The sequence below is a fragment of the Dechloromonas denitrificans genome (genome assembly GCF_020510665.1).
GTDB lineage: Bacteria > Pseudomonadota > Gammaproteobacteria > Burkholderiales > Rhodocyclaceae > Azonexus > Azonexus denitrificans_B.
Window position 1 is genome coordinate 690,162 of the sequence record NZ_CP075187.1, and the last position, 9,839, is coordinate 700,000.

11 protein-coding genes, 2 tRNA genes and 2 rRNA genes (1 of these 15 only partly in view) are annotated in these 9,839 nt (G+C 53.9%); 12 read left to right on the forward strand and 3 right to left on the reverse strand.

Annotation, left to right across the window (positions count from 1 at the left end):
• Nucleotides 1–50 precede the first annotated feature (50 nt).
• From KI614_RS03275 to coq7, 3 genes are read left to right on the forward strand one after another with little or no spacing between them, the layout of a single operon-like run.
• A complete protein-coding gene (locus KI614_RS03275) occupies nucleotides 51–596 on the forward strand; it encodes an RNA pyrophosphohydrolase (RefSeq protein WP_226407860.1) in 546 nt (181 codons plus the stop codon).
• A gap of 2 nt (nucleotides 597–598) precedes the next feature.
• On the forward strand, nucleotides 599–1,117 hold the full coding sequence (locus KI614_RS03280; RefSeq protein WP_226407862.1) for a CNP1-like family protein: 519 nt from the start codon (nucleotides 599–601) through the stop codon (nucleotides 1,115–1,117).
• A 4-nt stretch (nucleotides 1,118–1,121) separates the two neighbouring features.
• Nucleotides 1,122–1,745: a 2-polyprenyl-3-methyl-6-methoxy-1,4-benzoquinone monooxygenase gene (gene coq7, locus KI614_RS03285; RefSeq protein WP_226407864.1), complete on the forward strand. Its 624-nt coding sequence runs from the start codon at nucleotides 1,122–1,124 to the stop codon at nucleotides 1,743–1,745.
• A gap of 11 nt (nucleotides 1,746–1,756) precedes the next feature.
• On the opposite strand, the gene KI614_RS03290 is transcribed toward coq7, so the two are convergent.
• Nucleotides 1,757–2,185, reverse strand: coding sequence for an OsmC family protein (locus tag KI614_RS03290; RefSeq protein ID WP_226407867.1), 429 nt, complete (start codon nucleotides 2,183–2,185; stop codon nucleotides 1,757–1,759).
• Between the two features lie 499 nt (nucleotides 2,186–2,684).
• Here KI614_RS03290 and rplM point away from each other — a divergent pair, with 499 nt between their 5' ends.
• The 5 genes from rplM (at nucleotide 2,685) to erpA (ending at nucleotide 5,199) form a co-directional block, all read left to right on the forward strand.
• Nucleotides 2,685–3,113 (forward strand): 50S ribosomal protein L13, encoded by a 429-nt coding sequence (gene rplM, locus KI614_RS03295; protein ID WP_203468697.1) that lies wholly within the window; start codon nucleotides 2,685–2,687, stop codon nucleotides 3,111–3,113.
• A gap of 9 nt (nucleotides 3,114–3,122) precedes the next feature.
• Nucleotides 3,123–3,515: a 30S ribosomal protein S9 gene (rpsI, locus tag KI614_RS03300; RefSeq protein WP_203468698.1), complete on the forward strand. Its 393-nt coding sequence runs from the start codon at nucleotides 3,123–3,125 to the stop codon at nucleotides 3,513–3,515.
• A 121-nt stretch (nucleotides 3,516–3,636) separates the two neighbouring features.
• Nucleotides 3,637–4,371, forward strand: coding sequence for a DUF6776 family protein (locus KI614_RS03305; protein ID WP_226407869.1), 735 nt, complete (start codon nucleotides 3,637–3,639; stop codon nucleotides 4,369–4,371).
• Between the two features lie 14 nt (nucleotides 4,372–4,385).
• Nucleotides 4,386–4,787, forward strand: coding sequence for a bactofilin family protein (locus KI614_RS03310; protein ID WP_226407871.1), 402 nt, complete (start codon nucleotides 4,386–4,388; stop codon nucleotides 4,785–4,787).
• Nucleotides 4,788–4,848: 61 nt separating this feature from the next.
• Nucleotides 4,849–5,199 (forward strand): iron-sulfur cluster insertion protein ErpA, encoded by a 351-nt coding sequence (erpA, locus tag KI614_RS03315; RefSeq protein ID WP_226407873.1) that lies wholly within the window; start codon nucleotides 4,849–4,851, stop codon nucleotides 5,197–5,199.
• Nucleotides 5,200–5,312: 113 nt separating this feature from the next.
• Here the strand turns inward: erpA and KI614_RS03320 are convergent, their stop codons facing one another.
• Both KI614_RS03320 and KI614_RS03325 read right to left on the reverse strand, forming a co-directional pair.
• Entirely contained in the window at nucleotides 5,313–6,785 is a 1,473-nt protein-coding gene (locus KI614_RS03320; protein ID WP_226406936.1) for an IS1182 family transposase, read from the reverse strand.
• A 63-nt stretch (nucleotides 6,786–6,848) separates the two neighbouring features.
• Nucleotides 6,849–7,160 (reverse strand): hypothetical protein, encoded by a 312-nt coding sequence (locus tag KI614_RS03325; RefSeq protein ID WP_226407875.1) that lies wholly within the window; start codon nucleotides 7,158–7,160, stop codon nucleotides 6,849–6,851.
• Nucleotides 7,161–7,211: 51 nt separating this feature from the next.
• Between KI614_RS03325 and KI614_RS03330 the strand changes: the two genes are divergently transcribed.
• The 4 genes from KI614_RS03330 to KI614_RS03345 all read left to right on the forward strand — a co-directional run.
• Nucleotides 7,212–8,749: ribosomal RNA gene (locus KI614_RS03330) — 16S ribosomal RNA — on the forward strand.
• Nucleotides 8,750–8,809: 60 nt separating this feature from the next.
• Nucleotides 8,810–8,886 (forward strand) — tRNA-Ile (locus KI614_RS03335).
• A gap of 12 nt (nucleotides 8,887–8,898) precedes the next feature.
• A tRNA-Ala gene (locus KI614_RS03340) sits at nucleotides 8,899–8,974 on the forward strand.
• Nucleotides 8,975–9,182: 208 nt separating this feature from the next.
• Nucleotides 9,183–9,839: ribosomal RNA gene (locus tag KI614_RS03345) — 23S ribosomal RNA — on the forward strand; it runs 2,224 nt beyond the window's last position.
• The 16S and 23S rRNA genes sit together here with 2 tRNA genes alongside, the layout of an rRNA operon.

Genomic DNA, 9,839 nt, shown 5'->3' on the forward strand with positions numbered 1-9,839 from the left:
GGGCACCTTTGTGAAAGAATTGCGCCAACTTAAAATTTTGCAGGATTTCTATGCTCGATCGTGAAGGCTATCGCCCGAACGTCGGCATCATCCTCTGTAACGCAAAGAACGAGGTTTTCTGGGGTAAGCGCATTCGGGAGCATTCCTGGCAGTTTCCGCAAGGTGGCATCAAGCGTGGCGAAACGCCCGAAGAGGCCATGTACCGTGAGCTGTATGAAGAGGTCGGGCTGCGTCCCGAGCATGTGCGTATCCTTGGGCGAACCAAAGGCTGGCTGCGTTATGAGGTGCCGACACACTGGATCAAGCGCGAATGGCGCGGGTCTTACAAGGGGCAGAAGCAGATATGGTTTTTGTTGCGCCTGGCTGGGCGTGACAGCGATATCAGTTTGCGTGCAACCAACAAGCCGGAGTTCGATGCCTGGCGCTGGAACGACTACTGGATTCCGCTTGATGCGGTCATCGAGTTCAAGCGCATGGTGTATGAGCAGGCTTTGAACGAGCTTGTGCGCTTTGTCGATCTTGATCGGCGAGTGCGACATAAGCGTCCGGGTACGCTGGCGGACGAGGGTGAGTCCGCTGCGGTCGACGAGGAGTAATCGTGGTTTTTCTGCTCAGAATGTTTGCTGTCGGGTGTGGGCTACTTTTTGCCAGCGCAGCGGGGGCAAGCTTCGAGGAGGATTACGAGGCAAAGCCGTGGCAGGAAATAGAAGTGGCCCTGCCTGCGGCCCCTGCGCGTGAGTCCTTGTTGCCGTTTTATGTCAGTGCCGCAACCGAGAATCGGTTTTTTGTCGATGCAGCAACGTTGACCGTGGCAAGCGACGGTGTGGTGCGTTATGTCCTCAAGGTGGTTTCTTCAGAAGGGGCTGTAACGGTCAGTTTTGAAGGAATGCGCTGTGAAACCAGGGAGCGCCGAATCTATGCTTCCGGACGTAGCGACGGATCGTGGTCGAAGTCGCGCAACAACCAGTGGTCATCAATTCGTGATGCGGCCAGCAATCGACAGTACGCAGCCTTGTTTGGCGATTATTTCTGTCCTGACGGAGCGATTGTTCGCAACGCAGATGAGGCAGTAAGGGCGCTTCGGCGCGGCGGCCATACCGATATAAGAGGATATTGAAGACATGTTTCTGGATCAGGCAATTGTTGAGTTTGATCGAGGATTAAAAACGGTCTTTGCATCGGCGCGAAGCGTCCGGGCTACCCCCGGTGCGACTTTGTCCGAGGCGCCTCTTGATGCTAGTGAGCGCAGCCACGCTGCGGGCCTCATGCGGATCAACCATTGTGGTGAAGTGTGTGCCCAGGCGCTCTATCAGGGGCAGTCGCTGACCTCGCGCGATCCATTGATCCGTGAGTCCTTGCGCGAAGCGGCGCATGAGGAAACCGAGCACCTGGCCTGGACCGAGCAGCGATTGGCTGAGTTGGGGAGTACCAAGAGTGCCCTCAATCCCTTGTTGTATCTAGGCGCACTGTCTTTTGGTGTGTTGGCTGGAGTCCTGGGAGATGAGTGGAATCTTGGCTTCCTGGCTGAAACCGAGCGCCAGGTTGAGGCACATCTTGATGGTCACTTGCGTGAATTGCCGGCGCAGGATCAGCGGTCGCGAGCCATTGTTGCGCAAATGCGCCTCGACGAAATCCGGCATGCCGAGGCGGCGGTCAATCTTGGTGCCGCAGAACTGCCTGCGCCGGTCAAAGGTGCGATGCGATTGGCAGCCAAAGTGATGACTACGGCTGCCTATCGAATCTAAGCCTGGCTGCCTCAGGCTTCTTCGATAATTTCAAAGTCGTGGGTGATCGTGGCGGTTTTGCCGACCATGATCGAGGCAGAACAATATTTGTCCTTGGATAGTTCAATCGCCCGTGCCACCGCATCGGGCTTGAGGTTTTTGCCTTTTACCCGGTAGTGAAAGTGAATGTGCGTAAACACTTTTGGGTCGGTGTCGGCGCGCTCGGCTTTCAGGCTGACATCGCACGCACTAACGGCTTGCCGTCCCTTTTTTAGAATCAAGACGACGTCAAACGCGCTGCACCCTCCGGTGCCGGCAAGAACCATTTCCATCGGGCGCAAACCCAGGTTCCGGCCCCCAGCCTCTGGCGCTCCATCCATCACGACGGCGTGTCCGCTCCCCGTTTCGGCAACGAACGACATTCCCGCATCATTTCCCATCCACCTGACAGTGCACTCCATCCATGTCTCCCTTGAAAGAGCGTGAATTCTAACGGATATCCTTGTCCGGGTTTGAATTCCCGGTTTTTGTGCGCCGCACCATTTTTTACGGTGATTGGCGAGAATGGTTGTTGGTTAAATTAATTTATTACTGAGATATAAATGATCGTTAATTATAATTTAAGTATTTAATTCAGTTGCTTTTCATTCATAAAAGTTGTTTATCAAATAATTGATTTAATTGTTGTGCGATGCACAAATTGCACTTGTGGCAAAGCGGGTTTATAGGCACAATGCGAAGCGTACGGACTTGGTTGCTTGGTTGGTTTTTGAGGCCTAGTTCAGATTTGTCTCCTCCACCCTCCTCCTTTGGTGTGGATTTAACGCGGCTCAGCGAGCCGCGTTTTTTTTGGCAACTTCCGGTGTTTTTGTTCAATGGCATTGACACCGGCCACTTGGGTCGACTAGAATCCGCGCCTTTCTCCAATCTGCGCCCAATTTTTCAGGACAGCACACTTATATGAAAACGTTTTCCGCCAAGCCACATGAGGTGAAGCGCGAGTGGTTTGTGGTAGACGCCACAGACAAGGTGCTCGGCCGCCTCGCTACCGAAATTGCTCGCCGCCTGCGTGGCAAGCACAAGGCTATCTACACGCCGCACGTTGATACCGGCGATTTCATCGTCGTTACCAATGTCGACAAGATCACCGTTACCGGTAACAAAGCCGACGACAAGAAGTACTACCGTCACTCCGGTTATCCGGGCGGTATCTACGAAACGAACTTCAAGAAGATGCAGCAGCGTTTCCCGGGCCGTGCCCTCGAAACCGCCGTCAAGGGCATGCTTCCGAAGGGCCCGCTGGGCTACGCGATGCTCAAGAAGCTTAAGTGCTACGCCGGCGACCAGCATCCTCATACCGCCCAGCAGCCTCAGGCTCTGGAAATCTAAAGGATTATCATGGCTGATAGCTATTTCTACGGTACGGGTCGTCGCAAGAGCGCCGTTGCACGTGTATTCATGAAGCGCGGTTCTGGTGCGATTGTTGTTAACGGCAAGCCGATCGATCAGTTCTTCTCGCGTGAAACCGGTCGCATGATTGCTCGCCAGCCGCTGGCTTTGGTTGAGCAACTGAATGGTTTTGACATCAAGGTTAATGTCATCGGTGGTGGTGAGTCTGGTCAGGCTGGCGCTGTTCGTCACGGCATTACTCGTGCTTTGATTGAATACGACGCAGCATTGAAGCCGGCGCTTTCCAAGGCTGGTTTTGTGACTCGCGATGCACGTGAAGTCGAGCGTAAGAAAGTCGGTTTCCACAAAGCTCGTCGCCGCAAGCAATTCTCGAAGCGCTAATTTGCGCAACGAATTTAAAAAGCCGCCTTTGGGCGGCTTTTTTTCGTTTTGAATTACTATTTCTGTCATGTCTTGGTCGTGTGATCGGGCTGCTTTCATGTCTAGTTGCTGAGGTGCGTGTATGCCATCGCCTGCTGTGTCGTTGAGGCTGCGAAAATTTCGACGCCGTTTCGGTATTGCGGCACCTCGTCTTGTTGTTCGGCAGCATATTGCGTGGCCCTGGGTGGTTTTTCCCCTGGGGGCTTTGGTGCTCTGTTCTCTGGGTGGTTTTTTGTGGGTCTTGCAAAATAACCAGGCAGGTGTGTTGGAGCGAGAGTTGGCAGCTTTGCGTATCCAGGTTTTGCACCAGGCTGATGAGTTGATGGTGCTGCGTGCAACCGCCGGAACTGAAAAAAATGCAGTGCACATTGAGAGAACGGCACAGCAGGGGTTGCTTGCCAGGCTGAAAGGCGTGGAGGATGAAAATTCGCTGCTCAGAGAAGATGTGCGCTTGTTTGAGCGCTTGCTTTTGTCCTCCGATGAGGAGGCGGCTGTCCGGATTGAGGGGTTTCGTGTTGTTCCGGATGGAGCGGGGCGGTATCGGTATCGGTTGATTCTGTTTTTTAGGCCGGCAAAGCAGGTATCTGAATTTCGCGGTCGACTCCAGTTTTTGGTCACATTTGAACGAGAGGGCAAAATTCAGCGATTGTCTCTGTCTGAGAAAAAGGAATTGGCACCCACTTCTCTCGTTGAATTCAAAACGATGTTGCGTCGTGAGGGAGTGGTTGAGATTCCGGAGGGGGCTGTCTTGAGAGGGGTGGAAGTGCGGGTCTTGCAGGGTGATACACTCAGAGCCAACAAGATTGCTCAATATTAGTAGTGGGGGGTGTCGTGTTTGGTAAAAAAACTGACAGCAAGCCGCAAGGTAGGATTGATAGCCTGATTGGTGCTGGAACTCTGATCGAGGGCAATATCCGATTTTCGGGAGGCTTGAGAATTGATGGGGAAGTGAGAGGTGCCGTTCTTGCTGCGGAGGGGGCTTCATCGTCTACGCTGGTTTTAAGTGAGAGCGGGCGCATCGAGGGGGCGGTGTCGGTCGCGCACTTGGTGATTAATGGCTCGGTGGTCGGTCCGGTGAGTGCGTTCGAGTCGCTCGAGATGCAATCCCGCTCACGTATTATTGGCGATGTTGAGTACTTGATGGTTGAGATGCACCAGGGGGCGGTCATCGAAGGGCGCTTGGTTCATCTTGCGGCGCAGATGGAGGAACTAAAGTCCGCGCCAGTCGCCTAATGATATTGACCGGGTTTGTCTCCCCAATCATAATTTTGCAAAATTTTTCAGGAGTATTCGTATGAGCGCAGTTGTAGAGAGTATTTCCCCGTTTGTTTTTACGGACAGTGCTGCTAACAAGGTCAAGGAGTTGATTGAAGAAGAGGGTAATCCTAGTCTCAAGCTGCGTGTCTTTGTTACCGGCGGTGGTTGCTCCGGGTTTCAGTACGGCTTCACGTTCGATGAGGAAGTGAATGAAGACGATACGACCATGGAAAAGAATGGCGTGACCTTATTGATTGACCCGATGAGCTACCAATATCTTGTTGGTGCCGAAATTGATTACTCCGAAGGGCTTGAGGGGTCGCAGTTTGTAATCCGCAATCCGAATGCATCATCAACCTGCGGGTGTGGTTCTTCTTTTTCGGCCTAAGATTTTTCAGGAAAAAAACAAAGGCGACTTAGGTCGCCTTTCAGACTGCTGACGAACCCCCGATTTTTCGGGGGTTTTGTTTTTCTGGTTGGAAATCAGGGAGACTCCTGGCTTCAAGCCGAAGCGAGGCGGATTCTGAAATTCAGGTTAGGAACCCCGATCTGCCAAAGATGGCGGGCGAATGGGGCGGCAAAACGGGTTCGTGCGAGGATTTTGGCCAATAAGGCTGCCGCCTTGCGGGCCAGCAACAGGGCCATCTTCTTCATGTTCTGACAGGCCGCCGAGAGCAGGCACTGCGCTTGCACCTTGGCCAAGCCACGGAAACGGGCGTAACGGTGGCCGTGCAACTCCTTGGCATCGGCAAAACTGCGCTCCACCGTTTCCTTGCGCCGGGCGTACAGCCGTTTGCCCAGGTCGCTCAGGCGATTGGCGTTGATCGCTTCCTTGAAACCTTCCCAGAGATGCCGGGTCACGAGCTTCTGATGGTTCCGGCTCTGCGTGCATTGCCCGCGCACGCCGCAATCGGCACACCGCGCCGGGTTCGAGGCGTATTCGCGATAACCCAGCCGGTTGGTCGTCCGGTACGGTAGAACCTCCCCGGCCGGGCAGCGGTAGCAGTCCTGGACCGCATCGTAGAGATAGTCCCGTTTGTAGAAATAGCCATCGCGGTGTGTGGGTCGCTTGTAGCCCATCACCCCGAACAGTGCCCGCTCGAGAATGCCCTTGCAGACTTGCGGGGTGAAATACCCGGCATCCAGCCCGACGGCGCCCACGGCCAGATCAAAGCGCTCCATGACCCGATCCAGGCGGGCAAGGTAGGGCTGGCTGTCATGGACATTGCCCGGCGTGACATGGGTATCGACGATCAAAGCATGCACGCCATCGACAGTCCGGTGATCCAGATAGAAGAAGCCGGTCGGCTTGTTGTCGCGGGCCATGAAACCTGCGTCGGGATCGACCGTGCTGACCTTGACCTCCTTCATCGGCGGTGTCGAATCATCGTCATCACGCTTGAGCGACTTCTTGCCCGCGGCGGCTCGGTCCGTTTCGATGGCTGCATCCAGTTCGGCCAGGTAGGCCGCAGGGGTTTGCTCAACCTGATGCACTTCAAAGTGCCGCTTGTTCGCGTTCGCCTTCAGGTGGGTACTGTCGGTGTACAGCACCCGCCCGCCAATCAGCTTATGCTCAATGGCTTGCTCGACAATCCCGTCAAAGATGCGTTGCTCAATGTCCGTCCCGACAAAGCGGCGACGGCGATTCTGCGACAGCGTCGAGGCATCTGGCACTTTGTCCGTCAGCCGAAAGCCGAGAAACCAGCGGTAAGCCACATTGACCTCGATTTCCTTCACCAGCCGGCGCTCGGAGCGAATCCCGAACAAGTAGCCAATGAACAACATCTTGAACAACACCACCGGATCAATCGCTGGTCGGCCATTGTTCTCGCAATACAGGTGCTGGGTCGCTTCACGAATGAAATCAAACCGGATGTGCTGGTCGAGCAGCCGGAGCAAGTGGTCTTTCGGGACCAATTGCTCCAACGTCACCATCTCCAGTTCCGTTTGGGCGGGGTAGACAGGCTTGAGCATGCCTGCATTATAAAAAATAAAGCCCCCAATCGCTTGGAGGCTTTGTCAGCAGTCTGAGGCGACTTAGGTCGCCTTTGTTTTTTTCAAAAACTGCTTGACTGCGATTTTGGTGTGTATATAATTCGCCCTCTTCGCTGCTGCCGGGGTTTCCGGCGGAAGGGAAGGAGAAGTTGGTAGGAAAAAAGAAGTGAGAAAGTGCTTGACGAGATGTAGGAAGTGCTTCATAATCTCGCTTCTCTGCTGCAGACGAATCGAAAGAAACGGCGCGGTAGCGATCTTTAAAAATTTGAACAACCGATAGGTGTGGGTGCCTTGATGCGAAGCGACGCAAGTCGCAAAAAGTATTAAGGCAATCACACGGATGGAGAGATCCATCGAGGTAGGAGTAAAAATTCTACCGTCAGTGAATTGCGAGTGTTTTGGATTGAACTGAAGAGTTTGATCCTGGCTCAGATTGAACGCTGGCGGCATGCCTTACACATGCAAGTCGAACGGTAACAGGGAGCTTGCTCCGCTGACGAGTGGCGAACGGGTGAGTAATGTATCGGAACGTACCTTTCAGTGGGGGATAACGTAGCGAAAGTTACGCTAATACCGCATATTCTGTGAGCAGGAAAGCAGGGGACCTTCGGGCCTTGCGCTGATTGAGCGGCTGATATCAGATTAGCTAGTTGGTGAGGTAAAGGCTCACCAAGGCGACGATCTGTAGCGGGTCTGAGAGGATGATCCGCCACACTGGAACTGAGACACGGTCCAGACTCCTACGGGAGGCAGCAGTGGGGAATTTTGGACAATGGGGGCAACCCTGATCCAGCCATGCCGCGTGAGTGAAGAAGGCCTTCGGGTTGTAAAGCTCTTTCGGCCGGGAAAAAATCGCATGGGCTAATACCCTGTGTGGATGATGGTACCGGAATAAGAAGCACCGGCTAACTACGTGCCAGCAGCCGCGGTAATACGTAGGGTGCGAGCGTTAATCGGAATTACTGGGCGTAAAGCGTGCGCAGGCGGTTTTTTAAGACAGGCGTGAAATCCCCGGGCTCAACCTGGGAACTGCGCTTGTGACTGGAAGGCTAGAGTACGGCAGAGGGGGGTGGAATTCCACGTGTAGCAGTGAAATGCGTAGAGATGTGGAGGAACACCAATGGCGAAGGCAGCCCCCTGGGTCGATACTGACGCTCATGCACGAAAGCGTGGGGAGCAAACAGGATTAGATACCCTGGTAGTCCACGCCCTAAACGATGTCAACTAGGTGTTGGGTGGGTAAAACCATTTAGTACCGGAGCTAACGCGTGAAGTTGACCGCCTGGGGAGTACGGCCGCAAGGTTAAAACTCAAAGGAATTGACGGGGACCCGCACAAGCGGTGGATGATGTGGATTAATTCGATGCAACGCGAAAAACCTTACCTACCCTTGACATGTCCAGAAGCCCGAAGAGATTTGGGTGTGCCCGAAAGGGAGCTGGAACACAGGTGCTGCATGGCTGTCGTCAGCTCGTGTCGTGAGATGTTGGGTTAAGTCCCGCAACGAGCGCAACCCTTGTCGTTAATTGCCATCATTTAGTTGGGCACTTTAACGAGACTGCCGGTGACAAACCGGAGGAAGGTGGGGATGACGTCAAGTCCTCATGGCCCTTATGGGTAGGGCTTCACACGTCATACAATGGTCGGTACAGAGGGTTGCCAAGCCGCGAGGTGGAGCCAATCCCAGAAAGCCGATCGTAGTCCGGATCGTAGGCTGCAACTCGCCTGCGTGAAGTCGGAATCGCTAGTAATCGCGGATCAGCATGTCGCGGTGAATACGTTCCCGGGTCTTGTACACACCGCCCGTCACACCATGGGAGCGGGTTCCGCCAGAAGTAGGTAGCCTAACCGCAAGGGGGGCGCTTACCACGGCGGGGTTCGTGACTGGGGTGAAGTCGTAACAAGGTAGCCGTAGGGGAACCTGCGGCTGGATCACCTCCTTTCTAGAGAAAGCATCTCTGGCACCCACAACCTATCGGTTGTTCAGTAGTGGCAACAGACGAGGGTCTGTAGCTCAGTCGGTTAGAGCACCGTCTTGATAAGGCGGGGGTCGTTGGTTCGATTCCAACCAGACCCACCAACGTCTAAACACGGGGGATTAGCTCAGCTGGGAGAGCACCTGCTTTGCAAGCAGGGGGTCAACGGTTCGATCCCGTTATCCTCCACCAAAACCTAAAGATAAGCATGGCTGTTTATCTTTGGCTTTTGGAAACGAAATGCCACGCTCTTTAACAAATTGGAAGAAGGTTGTATTGCTGATGCTGATGAGGCATTAGCAATACGTTGTGATTGCATCGATCGTTATTTCTTAGTCGGGATAACGGTCGCACAAAGATTTGCCTGTAGCCGCTCTCGCGAGAGAGGACAAGGTTATAGGATCAAGCGACTAAGTGCATGTGGTGGATGCCTTGGCGATCACAGGCGATGAAGGACGTGCAAGCCTGCGAAAAGCGGGGGGGAGCTGGCAATGAAGCTTTGATCCCCCGATATCCGAATGGGGAAACCCGGCCAGCAATGGTCATCTTTATCTGAATACATAGGATATTGAAGCGAACCCGGTGAACTGAAACATCTAAGTAGCCGGAGGAAAAGAAATCAACCGAGATTCCCCTAGTAGTGGCGAGCGAACGGGGAAGAGCCTGCTAGTGATAGCGGAACTGTTAGAAGAACGGAATGGAAAGTCCGGCCGTAGTGGGTGATAGCCCCGTATTCGAAAACAGATCCGTGGTACTAAGTTAGCGAAAAGTAGGGCGGGGCACGTGAAACCTTGTCTGAACATGGGGGGACCATCCTCCAAGGCTAAATACTCGTGATCGACCGATAGTGAACCAGTACCGTGAGGGAAAGGCGAAAAGAACCCCGGGAGGGGAGTGAAATAGAACCTGAAACCGCATGCATACAAACAGTGGGAGCCGACTTGTTCGGTGACTGCGTACCTTTTGTATAATGGGTCAGCGACTTACGTTGTGTTGCGAGCTTAACCGAATAGGGGAGGCGTAGCGAAAGCGAGTCTGATAAGGGCGTTTAGTAGCA

Bases quoted from the DNA above. Each gene is read 5' to 3' on its own strand.
- KI614_RS03275 (WP_226407860.1), top strand. From the start codon at position 51: ATGCTCGATCGTGAAGGCTATCGCCCGAACGTCGGCATCATCCTCTGT.
- coq7 (WP_226407864.1), top strand. From the start codon at position 1,122: ATGTTTCTGGATCAGGCAATTGTTGAGTTTGATCGAGGATTAAAAACG.
- KI614_RS03290 (WP_226407867.1), bottom strand. From the start codon at position 2,185: ATGGAGTGCACTGTCAGGTGGATGGGAAATGATGCGGGAATGTCGTTC.
- rplM (WP_203468697.1), top strand. From the start codon at position 2,685: ATGAAAACGTTTTCCGCCAAGCCACATGAGGTGAAGCGCGAGTGGTTT.
- rpsI (WP_203468698.1), top strand. From the start codon at position 3,123: ATGGCTGATAGCTATTTCTACGGTACGGGTCGTCGCAAGAGCGCCGTT.
- KI614_RS03305 (WP_226407869.1), top strand. From the start codon at position 3,637: ATGCCATCGCCTGCTGTGTCGTTGAGGCTGCGAAAATTTCGACGCCGT.
- erpA (WP_226407873.1), top strand. From the start codon at position 4,849: ATGAGCGCAGTTGTAGAGAGTATTTCCCCGTTTGTTTTTACGGACAGT.
- KI614_RS03320 (WP_226406936.1), bottom strand. From the start codon at position 6,785: ATGCTCAAGCCTGTCTACCCCGCCCAAACGGAACTGGAGATGGTGACG.
- KI614_RS03325 (WP_226407875.1), bottom strand. From the start codon at position 7,160: ATGGATCTCTCCATCCGTGTGATTGCCTTAATACTTTTTGCGACTTGC.